Here is a 20,078-nt window from a genome sequence, read left to right on the forward strand (position 1 = left end):
AGCAGCCGGGACTCTGACATTACCCGCCGACTGCCTGAGCACAACGTTGTGGAGAGGGCTGAGCGGCACTCATGGTTTAAGCCACAGGCCAGCACCACCTGGGACCTGCCGGGATTTACATAACCGTGCTCCCCTGGAAGCAATCAGTTAACCACGGTGCGATGCCCGACGCTCAACACATGTATAAATATACAGTATTTTGGCCAAACTTGAAGTCTTCGCTGTCACTCTTTACACTCAACCTGTGGAGAGTGCTGAGCACCTCGTTTGTCCTCCGGTTACCCGCCGCAGGACGAACAAAAGAAAAAAGGATTTGGCGTTATGCCAAATCCTTTTTTTATGCCTGCGCAGTCGCAATTACTTCGCTGAACTGACGCGCCAGATCGTATCACCTGCATCATCGGCGATAATTAACCCGCCCTGCTTATCGCTGGCCAGGCCCACCGGTAAGCCGTGCACTTCTTTTTCATCCTCAGTCAAAAAGCCGGACACCACGGTTTGCGGTTGCCCCACCGGTTTCCCGTTTTCGAATTTCACCCAGATGACCTTGTAGCCGTTCAGTGGCTTACGGTTCCAGCTCCCATGCTCGCTGATAAAGGCACCGCCCCGGTACTGCGGCATATTCTCTGCACCATAAAACAACAGGCCCAGTGGGGCGACATGCGAGCTCAGAGCGTAATCAGGCTTGATGGCTGTTTTGACCAGATCCGGTCGCTGCGGCTGAGCGCGTACATCAACGTGTTGACCAAAATAGCTGTAGGGCCAGCCATAGAAGCCCTTCTCTTTAACAGACGTCAGGTAGTCGGGCACCAGATCCGAGCCAATTTCGTCACGCTCGTTGACGACCGCCCACAACTGCTTCGTCTGCGGCTCCCAGTCGAGCCCCGTTGGGTTACGCAAGCCGCTGGCATAAATGCGGCTGGCACCGCTGGCGGCATCGACCTCCAGCACGGCGGCACGGCGGTATTCCGCACCAATACCGTTTTCGGTGATGTTGCTGTTCGACCCGACGCCGACGTACAGTTTGCTGCCATCAGGACTGGCTAACAGCGCTTTTGTCCAGTGGTGGTTAATGGGCCCGCCGGGTAATTCGGTCACCTCTTCCGGCGCGGTGCGAATCTCGGTTTGGCCTTCGCTGTAGGGAAATTTCACCAGACTGTCTGCATTTGCCACATACAGGGTATTCCCGACCAGTTGCATGCCAAACGGCGCGGTCAGATTCTCGATAAAGCGGTGTTGCTCCCACTTGCCATTCACATTACGCAACAGGGTGATGCGGTTACCGCCTTTGCCCCCTTTGCCTGAGGCATTTTTTACCAGACCCGTAATCAACTCTTTCGGCTTGGTCGTGGGTTTGGGTGTGCCGTTGGATTCCGCGACCAAAATATCGTTGTTCGGCAGCACGTAGACCTGACGCGGATGCTGAAGCTTATCGGCAATCTTCTCTATCTTCAGCCCCTCGGCGACCTTAGGCATTTCGCCGTTCTTCCACGGAACACCTTTGGGCACCTGCATCGGCGGTACCATAAAATTTTTGGCTTCCGGCAGCTCAGGATTCGCACCAATCTGTTTTTCAGGCGCGACCGACGCACCGTTATCACACCCGGCTAACAGGGCCGTCAGCGCCAACGCTATCAGGGAATATTGTGGCATTTTCATTGGGGCTTCTCCTTAAGCGATGCGTTGACGAAGGGCAAGTTGCACATTCGCCAGCAGTAGCAGTATCACCACCAGCGTTGAGAGAATCACCGCCGTGGGCACCACGGCGTACGCATCACGGCTGTGAATAAAGGCGTTGGCGATAGCCAGCAGGATAGCCACCAGCGAGATCCAGAAATGGGTTTTCTCTGGCGCGCTGCCGCCGCGGAACAGATAAATAAGACTAATTACTCTTGGCAGAACAGCAATGACCAGACCTATCGCGATTAACCAACTGGCACTGACAGACCAGAAGATGACAGTCGTCTTCATATAGACGATATCGAACAGCCAGGCCGCTACAAAAAAGCCCACCGGTAGAGGTTCGAGGAGAGCGTAAAGCGTCACGGCGATGGCCGATCGTCCAGAGGTGTTGCGCATGATTTTCTCCATTTTCAATAGTTATACAGCCCAGGCACAACGTATTACCTTCCATTACGTTGTTAACCTGCCTGTAAAATATTAGTAAACCTGAAGAAAAATGATGGTTTTAATTCACCTTTGCAGGCGATGACGGGTAAACGGTGTCGTCAGGCCTGATGCGACAGGAACCGGCCTGGATAATCGGCGCGAATGGGCTGTTGCGTCGCATAGCGGCCAAACAGCCTGTAGCGGTTCAGCGCAATGGCGTCGTAAAAAAGGTTACTGAGGCGTTTCGGCAACCAGCGCAGCACGCTCATGATGCGCCACGGCAGCGGCAACTGCTGAAAAACGCGAAAAATAGCCTGCGCCCGAAGCCAGTGCTGTTCATCCCGAATGTAGACGATCGTGCTGATATTGTCGTCAGGCAGGCCGGCCCATCTCAGTAGTGCTTTGCCCTCCTCACTCTGGACGGAAGCAAAACGGACCTGCCGCGCCAGCCGGTGGCGCAACAGGAAACGCACCCATCCTGTACAAAGTTTGCATACACCATCATAAAGCACGACGCTCTCGCCCGTTTGCAGATAAGGGGGCTGTGGCATGGGGCGGCTCCTCTGTTTCATCCTCAACAGACGCAGTATAGTCCTTCTTTCCCGTATGCTGAGCCAGCCACTGACAAACCGCCGCTTCATCGATGGCCCTGGCATTAACCCGCAGCAGCGGCCCCAGTGCCATGGGTTGTGCTTCTTCCGCCAGACGACGCAGTTCCGGAAGATACTCCGCGCCGGGGTGACCCGGCATGCGTTGCGCCAGGCGAGCCTGGTAACGCGCCACCGCCTCATCGGGTGAGATCTGCATCCAGATCTCCAGCACCTCATCCACGCCCGCTCGCTGCAAACCCTGCTCCAGCACGCTTTTCGACTGAAACCCAAACCAGGCATCAATCAGAAAAACCGTGTTCACCGGTGACTGGCCCACAATATTCCAGATCGCCTGGTAAGCCGCACAGCCGAGCTGTCGGTTACGCTGACGATCGACCGGGGCGAAGCTGGACATGAAGGGCTCCTTAATGCTGTCCAGCGTTAATACCGGTAAGGTGAAACGCCCGGACAGCATCCGGGTCAGCGTACTTTTGCCCGAGGCGGGAATTCCGTTAACCAGTACTACTCGCTTACTTTCCGCCTGTCTGGTCATAAGATCTCCATGACGTCCGCCACGCTACTGGCCTGGCGTAGTTTGACCAGCGTCGCGTCATCGTCAAGCAGCGAGACAATCGCGCGAATGCCCTCTTCAATGTGGGCATTACTGTCACGGGCACCGAACATGATGACGATATCGGCCTTTTCACTGCCCTCAAACGAGATCGGTTCTGCCAGCACAATCAGACTAAAACAGTCGCGAATAACGCCCGTTTCCGGGCGGGCATGAGGAATGGCGATACCTTCTTCAAACACATAATAGGCACCGTGCGTGAGCGTGTTATCAATGACAGCCTGAGGATACGAGGCCCGAATATAGCCGCCCGCCACCAGCGGTTTGGCCGCCATGGCGATCACCTGTTGCCAGTCGCTGGCCGCAACCCCGACCTGAATGGCATTGGCTTCCTGTAATAACTGTTTAATGGTCATTACTGCTCCTTAAACTGATTTTCGCACCAGATTGCGTAATTCATCAATTTTCACAAACAGAGGATCGATGTGATCCCGGTAACGACGGCTTTTTGCATAGAGTGATAATGCCCGGTTATATTCCAGCATTAATTGTTTTTGCGTGTCGGTATCGGCGGTATTACTGGCCAGCTTCGCTTCCAGCTGCCTTATTTTCTCGCTGACGGATTCTGCCAGGCGATCCTGTTCAGCCGCATCCTGCGGATGATTTTCCACTTTCTTTTTCATGAATCCAAACATAGCGACTCCTGCCCCGAAAAGCGCGCGGGCACTTCAGGTTTATTTACGTCGGGATAAATGGGGTTAGCGGAATAACTGCATTTTTTCCACTAATACATTGGTTACCGCATTATTAGCGGGCACCAGGAAATTACGCACGCTGTCGTTTACTTTGCCTTTTTCGAACGTGGTTTTGCACTGCGCCACCCACTGGACATTCATCTCGGTGCCCACGTTCACTTTGTCGATACCGCTGCTGACAGCCAGGCGCATATCTTCATCACTCACGCCCGTTCCGCCGTGCAGGACCAGCGGCGTCGCGGTGGCGTCGGTGATTGCGGCAAGGCGCTGGTGCTGAATATGGGCTTTCCCGGTATACAGGCCGTGCACGGTGCCGATGGAAATCGCCAGCATGTCGACGCCCGTTTCGTGCACAAAGCGCCTGGCATCCTCTACAGGGGTAAACGCAATTTCATCCATCTCCACGCATTTACCATCTTCCGATCCGCCGATTGCGCCCAGCTCAGCTTCCACGGAGACATTTAGCGGGCGCGCCATATCAATAACCCGTCGGGTATTAGCAATATTTTCCTCAAGCGGTAAATGTGAGCCATCGTACATGACCGAACTGAATCCGGCGTTAATCGCTGTCTGAATCGCCTCTAAATCAGAACAGTGATCCAGATGCAGACAGGTTGGAATATTTTTACTTTTCGCTAAAGATTTAACGGCATCGACCAGTAATTCGTGTCCGAGATATTTTGCCGTACCGGTAGATATCTGAATCATTAACGGGCTGTGGGTTTGTTCTGCCGCCTTAAAAAAGGCGGGCAGCATTTCCAGACAATGTAGATTAAACGATCCCACCGCTTTAAAATCACGTTCTTTGGCAATCTTGAGCAGGTCAGTGAAATTATAAAGTTTCATGCACGTTTTCCTCACGGGATGAAGTGGATTTTCCGTTAACAAACCAGGCGATAGCGGTAACAAAGGCGACGAATACGGCGACGAACAACCAGTTATTCTGGAAAGCATGTCCCAAAACCAGCCCGGTACTGATGACGTCGGAATCGCTGAAGGTCACGCCGGTAAAGCCATAACTTTCCAGCATCGGCACCAGAATGGCCGGCAGGAAGGTAATGAATAAGCCGTGCACGAAGCCCCCGATCATCGCCCCGCGCCGGCCCCCCAGCGCATTACCAAACACGCCTGCCGTGCCGCCTGCAAAGAAGTTGGTGAGCAGACCCGGCAGAATCATTGCCAGACCAAACATCGGGAACACCAGCATGCCGACCACGGAGCCGAGCGTGGTCGCCAGGAAACCGACAATGACTGCGTTAGGCGCATAAGGAAACATGACCGGGCAGTCGAGTGCAGGCTTCGCATCCGGCACCAGCCGCATGGCAATGCCACGGAATGCAGGAACCAGTTCATTCAGCAGCAGTCGCACACCGCTGTAGAGGACAAACACGCCCGCGACAAACTGAATGGACTGCATAAAGGCATACATCAGGTAGTTGGTGCCGCTGCTGTACTGCGCAATAAAGGCGGGACCGGCTGCCAGCGCAGGGATCAGGTACATTGGCACCATCACCACCGCCATTGACAGGTAGGTGTCCTGTAAAAATTTGAAGTTGTCCGGTAACTTCAGATCCTCCGTCGAACGTGACCCTTTACCGACCACCTTCGCCACGGCCGCCGTCAGCAGATAGCCGATGGTACAGAAGTGGCCCAGGGCGACATCATCCGAATCGGTAATGCGCCTTATCACCGGCTGGGCCAGCGCGGGCATCACGACAGCCATAACGCCACCAAAAATCCCGCCGGTCAGAATCAGCGGTAAGCCGGTTAAGCCTGCTTTATAGCCGATGACGGCACCAATCGTGGCCATCCATAACAACGCCTGTCCGGTCAGGAAGATGTATTTAAACGGCGTCAGGCGGGCAATGATGATATTGACGATAAAGATCACCAGCAGCGTCATGGCCACTTCGGAGCCCAGTTCACGGTTGGCCAGCCCGGCGATGGCAGCCACATCAGTGATGTAGCCCTGCATGCCAAAGCCGTGGGTGAAGATACTGTTCAGGAAGGTCAGTGCGCCGACAATAATATTGATGCCCGCCATCATAATTAAGAAGCCGAGCAGGGTTTTAAACGTCCCTTCCACCACTTTTCCCGCAGATTTCTTTTGCAGCACCAGCCCAATCAGCGCAATAAAAGCGATAAGAATGGATGCCTGCCCCAGTAAATCTTTAACCAGAAAATTGATTACACTATTCATGATTAGCAACCTTCATATTACGTTCTTTTAAGAAAGCCACGATCTTTTGCTCAATTTCGGCTTTATCGGTAAGTTTATTTAATATAATGACCCGTTTAATCTGTTCTGGTGTGGCGTCAGCATTTAAAACATCCGCAAACGCTTTTTGCGTCAGAATCATGTCGGATTTAAATGCATTAGCTTCTGAAATTGTGGTGTGATCGATATCGGCTTCAATTTCCAGTTTTTTTAAAACGGCTTTCGCACTCATTTCGATGGCGAAACTTGAACCCAGACCACAACCACAAACACATAAAATTTTCAGCATGTTTTCTCCTCACACTATTTGCAGTTGTTTAGCGAGTTTATAATGGTGCCCTTCTGTATCGACCAGGCGTTTTTTCATGCTTATTAAGTCAATCGGAATAGGCTTATTGCTGCCGTTAATAATGACGGCTTTATTGCGCATTCCGGATTGAATACAACGAACCACTTCACTTGCCATAATGGTGCCCTGATAAATTTCTTCACAGGTGGGATCGCCATTACGCAGTCCATAACCGACAATCGTTTTGCGAATGCGCACACCGATCAACGGTTCAAGTTGCTTAATTAAGGTATCGATTGCGCCCTGAAAGCCCGGTGAATATTCACGTGTATAGCCCTCAGAGCACAGGATAATGACGCTGTTCTGTTCACTGAGGCGCTGAGTGATGCGCCCGGCCAGCGTCGCCGTCGGAATCTGACACTCGGGGATTAACGCAAAATCCGCATTCGATTTTATTGCCGATTGCAGCGTCAGTTCACCGCAGTAACCGCCGAGCAACTCGACCATAAATACCCGGCCGGTTAATGCGCGGCCCGTATTCCGCAGTTTTGCCACCTCTTTAAGTACCTGCTCACAGGCAGTGGAAAAGCCCACGGTGTAATCACTGCCGAAGACATCGTTATCAATCGTCATACCGATGCCAAAACAGTTCACACCGAATTCGCTCAGCGTATGTAAAAATTGCAGTGAGCCATCTCCGCCGGCCATAATTAATACATCAATACGCAATGCCTTAAGCTGTCGGGTGATGGTTTCGTATTCGCTGCGAATTAATTTTCGCGTGGTCCTTCCCGACTGCATAACCGGAATCGAGGTAACAGAGAAATCCACTAAATCGCGTTGTGCAATTTCCTGACAGACATTATCGAGAAGTCCCGGAATACCGCCATTAAATAACAGCATTTCCGCCTGCGTCATTCTCGCAATCTGAAAAATAAAATTATTTATGCCGGTAACATCGCCGCCGCTGATTACCATCCCGATTCTCATTCTCCATTCCTCTCTGGCTCAATGCGTCTGCGGGCTATTGTTTCGGGATACAAGCCTTATATTTGCAAGTGAGATCACAAAAACGAGAGTATTTTGCCGGGTGGATAGATTGACAGCGGGGTTAAAACAGGTGTTTATGTGAATTAAATCACAATTAATAAGCGCGCCCGGTCTGTGAGCTTCGGTTGATAAAACAACGGGTTAAATATCATCAGGCGAAGAGAAACGGTTATTTCAGGCGCGTGTCCGGATAACAAAAAAACCGCGATGCAGATTTGTGATTTTCGCCTCACTTTTCACTGTGATGCTGGCGGGTTAGTTATACGGGCAGCACAGATACCGGTTATTTCGGCAGCGAAAAAGGATTCATCTTGTCCGGTTAAGCGTTCACCGGTTTTTTTACACGCGCGGCACGATGATGAACGTTTGCGCAAAGCGGGCTGTGTTGTACCGGTGGCATTGGGTGAAGCGGGCATAAAAAACCCGGCAACGGATGTGCCGGGCGGGAAAACATGCTGGAAGCGTTATTTTGCGTACGCTTCGGTGGAGATGGTCAGTTTGACATCGTCGCTGACCGCAGGCACGTATTTATCCAGTTTGAAGTCAGAACGCTTGATGGTGCCGGTCGCATCAAAACCAATCGCCTGCTTTTTCACCATCGGATGCTCACCCTGCTTGTTCAGCGTGGCGTGCAGCGTAACCGGTTTGGTGATGCCTTTCAGCGTCAGATTACCTTCTACGTCAAATTTGTTATCGCCTTTAGCAATGACTTTGGTGCTGCGGAAGGTCGCGCTCGGGTATTTGGCGACGTCAAAATAGTCGGCGCCTTTAAATTCTTTCGTCAGTGCAGGCACATGGCTGTCAATTTTGGTGACAGGCAAGGTCACGTCAACACGCGACTGCTCGGGTTTGCTGCTGTCGAACACCAGTGACCCCGTGGCATCCGGAATATCGGCGGTAGGATGCGAGAAGCCGAAGTGTTCCCAGCTCATAACGACCGACGTATGCTGTGGGTCCAGCTGGTAGTGCATTGTCTCAGCCTGAGAAACCGGGATATACAGCGCGGCAACTGCGATCAGTGGCAGTGTAAAACGTTTAATATCTTTCACTTTTCATTCCTTTTTTATGGCGTCACATTAAGTCTGGTGCAAAGCGGCAGGAATAAAAAGTGAAGAGATTTGGCGTAAACAATCAAAATCATTCAACAATATCGACGAGTAATTATTTTACTGCTTATCGTCTGTACGTAAGATGCGCCACGCTGATTTCTGGCTGCATAACTGGTGATGCAGCTGCGTTAACTGCTGAGTGCTGAGGGCAGCAATATCCTGTGACGTCAGTGTGGGCAGTCCGTTAGCCTGACGCAGCGCCTCGACGGTGGGTTCTTCCTGCGCTGCGGCTAACTGTGTTTTCACCCCGTCGAGATCGGCCGCGTCTGTCACGGACGTCATCTGCTGCAGGAAATCGTCGCAATACTGAATCAGCGTTGTGGCAGACAGGGTCGGTGACTGAAGCGCAAAAAGAATACCGTCGATATCCACACAACGCTGGTAACGGCAGCTGACGACATAACCGATGGGGTGTTCAACACGGTAGCGCTGATAAAATCGCGGCGCGTAAAGCAGCGCCAGCGCGCGCAGTGCGGCCAGCTGTTGAGGATCGGCCAGTGGTATGAACAGCAGAATGGCGCTGTCGTCCGAGGGGTGCGGTATCCTGCTTTCGCCGCTCACCCATGCCCGCGCGGGTAATGTAGGAGAATTGACCTTCAGCACGCTGAGCTGGTGCGCAAGTTGTTGATGTCGAGGGGCATTACCGCCCAGAAGGATGGCCCGCCAGCGCTGCGGCTGCACGGACGACGCCAGGCAGTAAGGCAATTGTCGTAGCAGTTCGCGTATTGCAATACTGGGAATGGCAGAGCTGGCCTCTTCCGTTGTCGGCATCAGGCAGGATAACAGTTGCGCCAGCGCCGCGCTGAGCAACGCCTCGTCGGCGGGTAAGTCCAGCGTCAGTTGCCAGACGCCCTGCCTTTCACACCATTCCCCACCGCCGCCAAAGTGACGCAGTACTGCAAACACCGGCCGCAAGGCGCTTTCACAGGCCTGACCTGCCCACAGCGTGCTGTACAGTTCGGGACGAAGTATCAGCGTGCCGGAGGTTTCATCCGGGTGAATGTGTGGCAACGTCACCGCGGTGGTGGGCAGCCTGGCGGGCGGGAAAGGATTAGGGCCGGGATAAAAAAACCACTTAACAGGGGGAACACTGATGTCGGGCACCTGCCAGCGTGCCAGGGTGAGCGCATAACCCTGTACGCTGCGTGATTCGCCAGCCACGTCGGCGGCACAAACCAGGGTGGTTGCTGGCACGCCGGCCAGCGTCTGTAATAAGGGCGAGAGTTCGGGGCAGTCGCCCGTGGCGGCAAACCCTAAAGCCCGCGCCTGAAGCTGCATTAAGGGCGACAATGCAGCCAGCCGCCGCTGCGCAAGGTGCCAGTAGTGTTGCCGCTGCGTCGCTGTGGTATGACTCAAGGCGGCGAAAAATGACTTCAGTAATGCCTCTACCACGGCGGGTTGCTCACTCGTCACTGTCATCATCAGCCACTGCGTTTTTGCGGACTGATACAGCCATTTTAGCTGTAACTGACTGGCGAGCCCGCGCGCGTACAAGGCGGCCAGCAAGCCGCCGGGGGCTTCATCCAGCAAAAACTCGCGCAACAGCGTGACACTGTCACTTAGCGCCGTTGGTAACAGCCAGCTCAGCGTCACTTCGGACGGGCCGTCCTGCTGCAACATCAGCCTCCTGTCGGCCGATAATTCAACGTCTGGTGCCGGAAGACTGCCCGCATCGCGAAGGGCAAAAGGAGCAGCAAAAATCTCAGCCAGCGTTGCCAGTTCGTCCAGCGGCTGCGGCCCCTGAAGCCACAGCGTCATCGTGCCGGCGTGATAAAAACGCTGATGAAACGCCCGCAGCGCGGCCTGCAACTCAGTGACGTTGTCACCAAAAACCGCCCTGTTGCCGGTCTGAAAGCGCTGGAAACTGGCCGGTGCGATGACCGTTGAGAATATAGCCGCCTCTGCTCTGGCCGCAGCGTGATGCTGCAGCAGCCGATGCTCGGCATCAATCACAGCAATTTCCTGAGTAATGGCCTCTGGCGTTAACCGCGGTGCGCTCAGCATATCCTGCAGGCGCAGCAGGCCATCAGTCAAACTGTCCGGGGCGACTTCAAAAAAAAAGGCGCTCTGGCGCGCCAGGGTGGTGGCATTCACCTGCCCGCCCTGCGCCTGCACCCAGCTCATCAGCCGCCCTTCGTCGGGCCAGCGCTGGCCACCGCTGAACAGCATATGCTCAAGCAGATGCGCCAGGCCGGGCCAGTTATCAGGTTCATCGTGACTGCCCGCCGCCACCTTCACCAGCGCCGCCGCCTGCGTTGCGTCCGGCTGGTGGACGAGCGTCACGCGGAGTCCGTTCAGGGTCAGGCTGCGTGTGTGCATTACAGATTCCGCGTTTTATAGATCAACTGAGAATTGGTGCGGTTGCGGAACTGTAGCTGACCGATTTTGATATCACTGCAGTCTGCCTGACGGCGCGCCTCAAGGATTGTGCTGTGATGCGGTGACTTACTGCAGACCGGATCGGTATTATCGGCATCGCCGGTCAGCATAAAGGCCTGGCAGCGGCAGCCACCAAAGTCTTTCTCTTTTTCATCACAGGAGCGGCAGGGTTCCGGCATCCAGTCGAACCCCCGGTAGCGGTTAAAACCAAACGAGTGATACCAGATGTCTTCCAGCGACTGCTCCAGGACCGAGGGAAAGGCCACCGGCAACTGTCGCGCGCTGTGGCACGGTAGCGCCGTGCCTTCTGGCGTGACGCTCAGGAAAATCGCGCCCCAACCGCCCATGCACGGCTTTGGTCGTTCTTCATAGTAATCTGGCGTAACGAACAGCAGATTAGTGAGACTGCCCCGCTCGTTCATCTGCGTGCGGTAGCGGTTAACGACCGCCTCCGCCCGGGCAATCTGCTCGCGCGTCGGCAATAACCCTTCGCGGTTCAGCTGTGCCCAACCGTAAAACTGGCAGGTCGCCAGTTCAACATCATCCGCCTCCAGCTCAATGCACAGATCGATAATCTTATCGATCTGGTCGATGTTATGGCGATGCAGTACGAAATTCAGCACCATCGGATAGCCGTGAGCTTTCACTGCGCGCGCCATCTCCAGCTTCTGCTGAAAGGCTTTTTTCGAGCCGGCCAGCGCCGCGTTGAGGGTTTCATCACTGGCCTGAAAACTGATCTGAATATGATCCAGACCGGCCTCGCTGAATGCGTCGAGTTTTTTCTCCGTCAGACCAATGCCGGAGGTGATCAGGTTGGTATAAAACCCTAAATCACGCGCCGCTTTGATGAGTTCGGGCAGATCCTTACGCGTCAGCGGTTCACCGCCCGAAAAGCCCAGCTGCACGCTGCCCATGGCACGGGCCTGGCGAAAGACCTCGATCCACTGTGCGGTGGTAAGCTCGCGCGCCTGCTGGGCAAAATCCAGGGGATTCGAACAGTACGGACACTGCAGCGGACAGCGATAGGTTAACTCTGCCAGCAGCCAGAGCGGTGGGTTGACGCCGGGTTTAGGTTGGGTCACGGAACTGTATCCACTTCTGTTCATAAGCTGACTGCAGGAATTCTTTCACATCTTCGCCCACGCCGCCCGCGTCCGGGAACTGAGCATCCAGCGTGGCAATAATGGAAGCGATATCCTGTTTGCCGTCCACCAGCGCCAGAATGGCCGCAGCGGTTTCATTTAACTTCGCCATGCCTTCGGGATAAAGCACCACATGGCTGTCCTGTGCCGCTTCCCATTGCATACGGTAGCCACGGCGAAAGGCGACAATTGTGTGTTCGTTCATCATTATACCAGTCGGGTTGTGTGCCAGACGGCCTTATCGGTCACGCTGTGATAAGGCGGGCGGTGAAGTTCGTAAGCCATGGTCATGGCATCCAGCAGCGTCCAGAGAATGTCCAGCTTGAACTGCAGAATCTCCAGCATCCTGTTCTGTTTTTCCGCCGTATTACAGAACTCAAGCGCCAGGGCAAGACCGTGTTCCACGTCGCGGTTAGCCTGACTCAGACGGCTGCGGAAGTAAAAATAGCCTTCTTCTTTAATCCACGGATAGTGCTGAGGCCAGCTGTCGAGGCGTGACTGATGAATCTGTGGCGCGAACAACTCCGTCAGCGAACTGCAGGCCGCCTCCTGCCAGTTAGCGCGGCGGGCAAAGTTGACATAGGCATCTACCGCAAAACGCACGCCCGGCAGGACATGTTGTTCAGAAAGCAATGCCTCACGCGTCAGCCCGACCGCCTCGCCCAGCCGCAGCCAGGCCTCAATGCCGCCATCAGCGCCCTGGCTGCCATCGTGATCCAGAATACGTTGTACCCATTTACGCCGGGTGGCCGGGTCCGGGCAGTTGGCCATGATGGCCGCATCCTTCAACGGGATACTGGTTTGATAATAGAAGCGGTTCGCCACCCAGCCCTGAATCTGCTCGCGTGTGGCCTGGCCATTGTGCATCGCGATGTGATAAGGGTGATGGATATGGTAGTACGCGCCTTTATCACGCAGCGCCTGTTCGAAGGCCTGAGGCGACAGGGTTTCCGTAATCAGCATCTTTCGTCCTGCAACTGTATCGCCATTCCGTCCTGACTCACCTCAATGCCCTGTTCAGTCAGGTACTGACGCTGAGGCGACTGTTCGTCAAGAATGGGATTGGTGTTGTTAATATGAATAAGGATTTTGCGTTTTGCGGGCAAACGGGCGAGTAACGCCATCAGTCCCTGCTCTTCGGCCAGCGCCAGATGGCCCATGGCCTTGCCGGTATTTTTGCCCACGCCCGCGGAGAGTAATTCATCGTCCTGCCAGACCGTGCCGTCAATCAGCAGGCAGTCCGCCTGTTCGAGCCACGGCAGAATCACCGCATCCGGCTCGCCCAGTCCGGGCGCATACAGCAGTTTCTGGCCGTTTGCGCGGTTTTCAATAAACAGCGCCACGTTATGGCCCGGTAACGGCCGATCGCGATAAGGCGAGTACGGTGGTGCGTTACTGAGGATTGGAATCGCAGTGAACTGAAGATCCGGACAGACGTCCACGCTAAACGGCGCTAACGGGCGAATGGGACGATGCTGTAAGCCGCCGTTCCAGTGTTTCAGCATGGTGAACACCGGGAAACCCGTGGTGAGATCGTCATAGACTTCCGGCGTGCACCATACCTGATGCGGACAACCTTCACGCAGACTGAGCAGACCGGTAGTATGGTCGATCTGGCTGTCAGTCAGGATAATGCCGCCGATCGCCGTACCGCGCAGCACACCTTTTTTGATGAGTTCTGGCGTGTGCAAAATCTGCTGACTGATATCGGGGGAGGCATTGCACAGCACCCAGTCCTCGCCATTATCGCTGACAATAATAGAGGACTGCGTACGCGGCGTCGCCTGAACGGTGCCGTTACGGACACCCTGACAGTTGGGACAGTTGCAGTTCCATTGCGGGAATCCGCCGCCTGCCGCCGAACCAAGGACTTTAATAAACATGAAAGGGACCAGGTGTTGAAACAAAATGCCCGCACAAGCGGCGGGCAAAGGATTAACGGTTGGAAATGTACAGTGTTACTTCCAGACCGAGGCGCAGATCAACAAATGTTGGTTTTTTCCACATAATTTTCTTCCTTATAAATAAACAGACAAAGAACGTACTGCAAGACAGCATCGTAACAGGGATTAAAATGCGAACCTTGTCACGCTATTTTCTCGCAGACCCTGGGGTGAAATCAACGAAAAGCCCGTAAGAAAACGTGTTAACGGATGCCGGTAAGGTGTAAAACCCGCAGCCAGTTTCCCCACGTCAATTTCTCCAGCACGCTTTCATCATAGCCTTTGTCGCGAAAAACAGCGAGCAACCGGGGCAACCCACTGACATCGCCGAGCGCATCGGGCACCGAAATGCCGTCAAAGTCTGACCCGAAGGCCACATGATCGCTGCCCATTATGTTAATAAGGTGATCGCAATGTTTGACGATTTCTGTCAAATCGGTGTCGCTGTCACGTTTTCCGTCAGCACGCAGAAAAGCGTTGCCAAAGTTAATCCCGACCACACCGCCGCTGTCGCGAATCGCCCGAAGCTGATCATCCGTCAGGTTACGGGGTTGCGGACAGAGAGCATGCGCATTGGAATGACTGGCGACCAGTGGGGAAAGGCCGAGCCGCGCGGTATCCCAGAATGCCTTCTCGTTCATATGGGACACATCAATCATCATATTCAGCGCGGCCGCCTGCCTGATAAGCGCTTCCCCTTCTGCCGTCAGGCCGGGACCGGTGTCGGGTGATCCCGGAAAGCTGCCGCTAACCCCTTCGCCGAAGCGGTTTTTCAGATTCCAGAAAGGCCCAATCGAGCGCACCCCGGCATGATAAAACGCCGTCAACGCCTCGCCGTCGGGATCCAGCGCATCCGCGCCTTCGATATGGGCGACTAACGCCAAAACGCCCTCTGCGCGACAGGCGTCGATTTCTGCCGCGCTGCGGCACAGTTTTACCCGCCCCTCCGCGTGCGCCACGATACGCTGCAGCAGGTCAAGCTGCTGCCACATTATCGTCAGGGGATCATAAGGTTCTTCTGCAGCACGCGTGGACGCGACCTGCGCCAGGTAATCCTTCGGCAGAACAAAAATCGCGCACAGCCCACCTGCGAATCCGCCCTGCTGGATGCGAGGGTAATCCAGATGGCCCTCAGGCACGCCGGCAAAGAACGCCTCAGCAGGCGCATCACGATGGTGCAGCCACAAATTCAGTAACAGATCGTTGTGCCCGTCGAAAATCTGCATAGAAAACCCCCTCAAGAACATCGGGTTATGCTAACGCTGTCGCCCCGCTTCGGCAAATGGCAGCGCACGCCGTGCCACAGCCCATGAATCACGGTTGTCACTTTTGCGTATCAGGTTGTCAGTTTTGCGCGCGCCGCATGGCTGCGCTTTCGCCACACTGAGCTGACACCGAAAAGGAGAACGCAATGTTAACGAATCCCGCCGAGAAATACCGCCCTTTCCCCCTGGTTGACCTGCCTGACCGTCAGTGGCCTTCGCGGTCAATCAGCCGTGCGCCGCGCTGGCTGTCAACCGACCTGCGGGATGGCAATCAGGCGCTGGCTGAACCGATGAGTCGCGCCCAAAAGCTGCAGTTCTGGCAATTATTGCTGGACTGCGGGGCCAAAGAAATCGAAGTCGCCTTCCCGTCAGCCTCGCAAACCGACTTTGACTTCGTACGGGATTTGATTGAACAGCAGCGCATTCCTGAAGACGTGACGGTGCAGGTTTTAACCCCCGCGCGCCACGATCTGATTGAGACGACCTTCTGCGCCCTGAAAGGCGCACCGCGCGCCATTATCCATTTGTACAATGCCACCGCACCGCTGTTCCGGGAACGTGTATTTAACCAGAGTAAAGCGCAGATTGTGGCGCTGGCTACCGACAGCGCGCGGCAAATCCGGGCCGCCTGCGAGGCCGCGCCCGAGACACTGTGGACCTTTGAATACTCGCCGGAAACCTTCTGCTTTACCGAGCCAGCGTTTGCCCTCGACATTTGTGAAGCGGTGGCCGCCGTCTGGGAACCCGGGCCTGAGCGCCCCATGATCATCAACTTACCCGCCACGGTTGAAGTTAACACGCCCAATGTGTATGCCGATCAGATTGAATTTTTCTGCCGTCACTTTAGTCGTCGACAGGCAGTGTGCATTAGCGTTCATCCGCATAACGATCGCGGCACGGGCGTTGCCTGCGCGGAACTGGCGCTGTTAGCCGGTGCGGACCGCATTGAAGGCTGCCTGTTAGGTAACGGAGAGCGCACGGGGAATGTGGATCTGGTGACGCTGGCGTTAAATCTTTATACCCAGGGTGTTGCCCCCGGACTGGATTTCAGTGACATGGCCCGCGTGATTGAGGTCGTCACCGCCTGCAATAAACTGCCCGTCCATCCGCGTCATCCCTATGCCGGCGAACTGGTGTTCACTGCGTTTTCCGGTTCGCATCAGGATGCGATCAAAAAGGGGTTTACCTGGCGCGCACAGCAGCAGGAAACCGTGTGGCAGATGCCCTATTTGCCCCTCGACCCGGCGGATATCGGCAGCAGTTATGAAGCGGTGATTCGGGTTAACAGCCAGTCGGGGAAAAGTGGGGCGGCCTGGCTGCTGGAGCAGAACCACGGTCTGCAACTGCCGCGCGCCCTTCAGCAGGATTTCAGTCGGTGTGTACAACAGGAAACCGATGCCCACGGAAAAGAAATGACGCAGCACGCGGTCTGGCAACTGTTCTGTCGTCACTACCAGATTGATCGGCCCACGCTGCGTCTGATGGATGCCCAGAGTGAAAGCGAACAAGGCGAGCAAACGCGCCTGCGCGCCCACGTCCGCCATCACGACCACCTTCTCCTGCTGACAGGCTGCGGTAACGGGCTGTTGTCCGCCGCCGTCAACGCGCTGCGTCACGCCTGCGATCTGACGTTAACGATCGAACATTACCATGAACACACGCTGGGAAAACGCAGCGACAGCCGATCGGTTGCCTATGTCAGCTGTATCAATCTTCAGGGAGAGCGCGCATGGGGCGTCAGCATCGACAGCGATACGTCACGTGCCGCCCTGCAGGCCCTCCTCAACGCGGCAGGTCACTTTCTGCCGCCGGGAAGTAGTCCGTCGGTGCCACACCGAGCACACGACGAAACATCGCACTAAACGCACCGGGGCTCTCGTAGCCCAGATCGAGGGCGACCTGTAGAACCGGGTCGCCCTGTGCCAGCCGGGTCAGGGCAATGGCCACGCGCGCACGGCGCACCCACTCGCTGAAATAAAGCCCGGTTTCACGTTCGAAGTGACGGGCCAGCGTCCGGCCAGACACATTAAGCCATTCGCTGGCGCGGGCCAACGTCCAGTCACCGGCGGGCTCCGCCTGAATCTGCATGCACAATGCCTGTAAACGCGGGCTGTCCGGCACGGGCAAGGCAAAGGGCAGCACATCCATGCCGCGAATTTCATCCAGGATCAGCTCGTAAATCCGTTCCGCCCGACTGGCGGGCGCATAGGAAACCGGTAAATCCATGGCGCTGACGATCAGCGCCCGCAGCAGGGCCGAAATTTGTACGACCTGGCAACTGGCAGGCAGATCGGCCCTGGCCAGCGGGTCCACAAACAGCACCCGGGCCGCGACCGCGCCGGTAATCTGTAAGCTATGGCGCGTCATGGCTGGAAGCCACACGCCGCGGCTGGGCGGTACCACCCAACTGCCCTGTTCGGTTTCAACCCGCACCACGCCGCTTAAGGTATGAATCAACTGCGCACAACGATGAAAATGCCAGGGCTCCGTTGCCCCGTGCGGATAATCGTGCGCCAGCGGCACCAGCGGACGCGTGCTGAAATCGAAACTGATCGTTGCACTCATTGCGACTTAAGGTACTTATAGATCACCGCTAAATCCTCTTCGCCGTGCCCGGCCTCCACGGCCTGCTGCCAGACGCGGGCGATATTTTCCAGCGCGGGCAGTGTGCTGTCCGACGCCTCAAGCGCCAGCCGGGCATCTTTAAGCGCCCACTGCAGATGCATCTGCGGCGTGTAATCTTCGCTTTCCATCATGGCGAGCTTCATTTTGGCATACGGCGCGGCCAGCGGACCGCCGTCCAGCACCTGCCACAGATCGTTGGTTGAAAAACCAAACTGTTCAGCGAGCCGGTTGCTCTCCGCCAGACTTTGCATCAGGCCGATCAACCAGCTGTTGATCACCAGTTTCATACGCGAACTTTTGCCCGCCTCGCCCAGCCACTGCGTGCCTTTACCTATCGCGGCAAACACCGCTTCAGCAGCCTGGGCACGCGAACGGTCGCCGCTGGCCAGCACCAGAATCTGGGCGTTTTCCGCAGGCGCTTTGGTGCCGGAAACCGGTGCATCGATAAACACCACATCCGGGCGCGTTTGAGCAAAGAAGGCGATCAGCGCATCGGTATTTTCAACGCCAATGGTCCCCATCTGACACAGCGTGGCGCCCTGCTTCAGAGCCGCGTTCACCTCATGCAGCACCTGCGCTGTCGTTTCGCCATCGGATAACATCGCAATCACGACATCAGCCTCGCTTACCGCTTCAGATGCCGAATCCGCAAGGTTCAGCCCGGCGTCAACCAGGTCTTCGCCCCGTGCGCGCGTGCGGTTCCAGCCGTGAACCTCAAACCCTTTTTTCAGTAAATTCGCTGCAAAGGCGTGCCCCATGGCACCCAATCCTAAAACCGCTACGTTCATGCTGATTTCCTTGTAGTGAATAGTCAGGCCCGTGTTGCTCATACGGGTTGGCGTAAGATAAAAGGTAGCATCGGTTACCTCGTCCTTCCGTTAACGTCCGCTGTGGCTTCCCAATCCAGTTACTGACAACGCCGCCTGTCGTTCGGCCCGCAACCGGGCCAAACGCGGGAGAGATCTACCCAGGATGCCCGTCTCACGGTTACATCCATCGGCTGAACATTTACGTTTTTCCAGACAACAGACAAAACGATTAACATGAGGGCGACTGTGCCCGTGGGTTCGTTTATCCCCCTATACTGCGACCTGCCGCCAGTCGTCGTGGCGTTCGCCCCGCATCGGGCTGGCGACATCCCCGGGGATAGCCGCTTTCAGGCCAAATACAGAGGGATATTAAGCGATTACGCCGGTAAAGCCTGCCGTTTTTTGTGCTGCCTGCCATCTTTTCTCTGCCGCTGACTGCGACGTTAAGCGGATGCCCGGTATCATGCGCAACCGGGTCGATACCGGCTTAGAATAAGCCCCTGAACAGAGCTTTCATGCGGTCGCGGAATGGCGTTATATGAGCAATATTGCCGCAGATGACAGCAACACAGTGCGTGCACCTTCGTATGCCGTAACGGTGGTAAACAGCGGCTAAAAATGGCTGGTTGATGCATAAACACAGGATCTGGTTGGCCGGGTCGATAATCTGGTTGACTATATGGGCTCAGTCATCGTCAACGAAAGCAATGGCCGTTATTACAAATCTGTACCGTGACGCAACTACAGCGTTGGCCTGACAGTTCCAGTAAACGCAGGCGGCTGCGCAGGTGCTTCGTGACCGCTGACTCGCTCTTTCCCTTATTTTTCAGGCATGACGTTGTTACATGCCGGGATAATTTTGCGGGACGCCGCGAATGGATCCCTGCGTTCTCGCGGGGGCCGGTGGTGCTGAGGCTGACAGGACCTTTATTTCGGCCCTGACATGGCTGGAAACCAGACGCGGCATCGCGCGCCCGGCAATGCGGGACAGTGAACAGGCGCAGCGCTTACGCCACGCGTACCAGACCCAGGTGCTGGCGGTGTATCATGAGCGGACGCTGGCAGGATTGCACGCAACTGCGCACGGCTGTATGTGCCCGTTCGACGTGCTGACACCCATGCGTTGATTGCAGCGACGGCGATGCAGCCTGATCTGATTCTGGCGACGCGTCAGCCGAAAGACGTCCAGGGAATGAGCGTGATGCTGCTCATCCCCTGGCAAGT

Annotated in this window: 22 protein-coding genes and 1 pseudogene; 3 read left to right on the forward strand and 20 right to left on the reverse strand. The window is 55.5% G+C overall.

What is annotated here, in order from left to right; all coding sequences use genetic code 11:
• Window positions 1-357: 357 nt before the first annotated feature.
• The 18 genes from C7433_RS02115 to C7433_RS02200 form a co-directional block, all read right to left on the reverse strand.
• A complete protein-coding gene (locus C7433_RS02115) occupies window positions 358-1,659 on the reverse strand; it encodes a sorbosone dehydrogenase family protein (protein ID WP_110267525.1) in 1,302 nt (433 codons plus the stop codon).
• Window positions 1,660-1,671: 12 nt separating this feature from the next.
• Window positions 1,672-2,079 (reverse strand): DUF2231 domain-containing protein, encoded by a 408-nt coding sequence (locus tag C7433_RS02120; RefSeq protein WP_110267526.1) that lies wholly within the window; start codon window positions 2,077-2,079, stop codon window positions 1,672-1,674.
• 149 nt (window positions 2,080-2,228) lie between these two features.
• The gene (locus C7433_RS02125; protein ID WP_033741374.1) at window positions 2,229-2,660 is read right to left on the reverse strand and encodes a thiol-disulfide oxidoreductase DCC family protein; all 432 of its coding nucleotides are present in this window, start codon (window positions 2,658-2,660) and stop codon (window positions 2,229-2,231) included.
• The gene (locus tag C7433_RS02130) at window positions 2,611-3,252 is read right to left on the reverse strand and encodes a glucokinase (RefSeq protein WP_039340414.1); all 642 of its coding nucleotides are present in this window, start codon (window positions 3,250-3,252) and stop codon (window positions 2,611-2,613) included. The genes C7433_RS02125 and C7433_RS02130 overlap by 50 nt, the downstream gene beginning before the upstream one ends.
• Window positions 3,249-3,686 (reverse strand): PTS sugar transporter subunit IIA, encoded by a 438-nt coding sequence (locus tag C7433_RS02135; protein ID WP_033741369.1) that lies wholly within the window; start codon window positions 3,684-3,686, stop codon window positions 3,249-3,251. Before C7433_RS02135 ends, C7433_RS02130 begins: the two co-directional genes overlap by 4 nt.
• 9 nt (window positions 3,687-3,695) lie before the next feature.
• On the reverse strand, window positions 3,696-3,965 hold the full coding sequence (locus tag C7433_RS02140; protein ID WP_033741367.1) for a hypothetical protein: 270 nt from the start codon (window positions 3,963-3,965) through the stop codon (window positions 3,696-3,698).
• Window positions 3,966-4,028: 63 nt separating this feature from the next.
• A complete protein-coding gene (locus C7433_RS02145) occupies window positions 4,029-4,871 on the reverse strand; it encodes a class II fructose-bisphosphate aldolase (protein ID WP_058701942.1) in 843 nt (280 codons plus the stop codon).
• On the reverse strand, window positions 4,858-6,225 hold the full coding sequence (locus tag C7433_RS02150) for a PTS sugar transporter subunit IIC (RefSeq protein WP_110267527.1): 1,368 nt from the start codon (window positions 6,223-6,225) through the stop codon (window positions 4,858-4,860). Before C7433_RS02150 ends, C7433_RS02145 begins: the two co-directional genes overlap by 14 nt.
• The gene (locus tag C7433_RS02155) at window positions 6,218-6,532 is read right to left on the reverse strand and encodes a PTS sugar transporter subunit IIB (RefSeq protein ID WP_033741363.1); all 315 of its coding nucleotides are present in this window, start codon (window positions 6,530-6,532) and stop codon (window positions 6,218-6,220) included. Before C7433_RS02155 ends, C7433_RS02150 begins: the two co-directional genes overlap by 8 nt.
• Window positions 6,533-6,541: 9 nt before the next feature.
• Window positions 6,542-7,522 carry a 6-phosphofructokinase gene (locus C7433_RS02160; RefSeq protein ID WP_054687763.1) on the reverse strand — a complete coding sequence of 327 codons (981 nt, stop codon included), beginning with the start codon at window positions 7,520-7,522 and terminating at the stop codon, window positions 6,542-6,544.
• A gap of 524 nt (window positions 7,523-8,046) precedes the next feature.
• Window positions 8,047-8,631, reverse strand: a complete 585-nt coding sequence (locus tag C7433_RS02165) for a YceI family protein (protein WP_110267528.1) — start codon at window positions 8,629-8,631, stop codon at window positions 8,047-8,049.
• A 117-nt stretch (window positions 8,632-8,748) separates the two neighbouring features.
• The gene (gene pqqF, locus C7433_RS02170) at window positions 8,749-11,010 is read right to left on the reverse strand and encodes a pyrroloquinoline quinone biosynthesis protein PqqF (protein ID WP_110267529.1); all 2,262 of its coding nucleotides are present in this window, start codon (window positions 11,008-11,010) and stop codon (window positions 8,749-8,751) included.
• On the reverse strand, window positions 11,010-12,152 hold the full coding sequence (pqqE, locus tag C7433_RS02175) for a pyrroloquinoline quinone biosynthesis protein PqqE (RefSeq protein WP_110267530.1): 1,143 nt from the start codon (window positions 12,150-12,152) through the stop codon (window positions 11,010-11,012). The genes pqqF and pqqE overlap by 1 nt, the downstream gene beginning before the upstream one ends.
• Entirely contained in the window at window positions 12,139-12,417 is a 279-nt protein-coding gene (gene pqqD / locus C7433_RS02180) for a pyrroloquinoline quinone biosynthesis peptide chaperone PqqD (protein ID WP_110267531.1), read from the reverse strand. Before pqqD ends, pqqE begins: the two co-directional genes overlap by 14 nt.
• Window positions 12,418-12,419: 2 nt before the next feature.
• Window positions 12,420-13,175, reverse strand: coding sequence for a pyrroloquinoline-quinone synthase PqqC (gene pqqC / locus C7433_RS02185; protein ID WP_033741349.1), 756 nt, complete (start codon window positions 13,173-13,175; stop codon window positions 12,420-12,422).
• Window positions 13,169-14,095, reverse strand: a complete 927-nt coding sequence (pqqB, locus tag C7433_RS02190) for a pyrroloquinoline quinone biosynthesis protein PqqB (protein WP_033741347.1) — start codon at window positions 14,093-14,095, stop codon at window positions 13,169-13,171. Before pqqB ends, pqqC begins: the two co-directional genes overlap by 7 nt.
• A 52-nt stretch (window positions 14,096-14,147) precedes the next feature.
• Window positions 14,148-14,219 carry a pyrroloquinoline quinone precursor peptide PqqA gene (gene pqqA / locus C7433_RS02195; protein ID WP_009090272.1) on the reverse strand — a complete coding sequence of 24 codons (72 nt, stop codon included), beginning with the start codon at window positions 14,217-14,219 and terminating at the stop codon, window positions 14,148-14,150.
• Window positions 14,220-14,358: 139 nt separating this feature from the next.
• Window positions 14,359-15,381, reverse strand: a complete 1,023-nt coding sequence (locus C7433_RS02200; protein ID WP_033741345.1) for a dipeptidase — start codon at window positions 15,379-15,381, stop codon at window positions 14,359-14,361.
• Between the two features lie 185 nt (window positions 15,382-15,566).
• Here C7433_RS02200 and leuA point away from each other — a divergent pair, with 185 nt between their 5' ends.
• A complete protein-coding gene (leuA, locus tag C7433_RS02205) occupies window positions 15,567-17,282 on the forward strand; it encodes a 2-isopropylmalate synthase (RefSeq protein ID WP_110267532.1) in 1,716 nt (571 codons plus the stop codon).
• On the opposite strand, the gene C7433_RS02210 is transcribed toward leuA, so the two are convergent.
• Complete coding sequence (locus C7433_RS02210) at window positions 17,203-17,985, reverse strand: helix-turn-helix domain-containing protein (RefSeq protein ID WP_110267533.1); 783 nt, start codon at window positions 17,983-17,985, stop codon at window positions 17,203-17,205. The genes leuA and C7433_RS02210 overlap by 80 nt on opposite strands.
• Complete coding sequence (locus C7433_RS02215) at window positions 17,982-18,833, reverse strand: NAD(P)-dependent oxidoreductase (protein ID WP_233255746.1); 852 nt, start codon at window positions 18,831-18,833, stop codon at window positions 17,982-17,984. Before C7433_RS02215 ends, C7433_RS02210 begins: the two co-directional genes overlap by 4 nt.
• A 457-nt stretch (window positions 18,834-19,290) precedes the next feature.
• Between C7433_RS02215 and C7433_RS23815 the strand changes: the two are divergent.
• Window positions 19,291-19,590, forward strand: a pseudogene (locus C7433_RS23815) (TonB-dependent siderophore receptor); the annotation flags it as partial.
• A 139-nt stretch (window positions 19,591-19,729) separates the two neighbouring features.
• On the forward strand, window positions 19,730-19,981 hold the full coding sequence (locus tag C7433_RS02225; RefSeq protein ID WP_110267535.1) for a hypothetical protein: 252 nt from the start codon (window positions 19,730-19,732) through the stop codon (window positions 19,979-19,981).
• Window positions 19,982-20,078: the final 97 nt, after the last annotated feature.

The organism is Pantoea sp. PNA 03-3 (genome assembly GCF_003201175.1).
Lineage (GTDB): Bacteria > Pseudomonadota > Gammaproteobacteria > Enterobacterales > Enterobacteriaceae > Pantoea > Pantoea stewartii.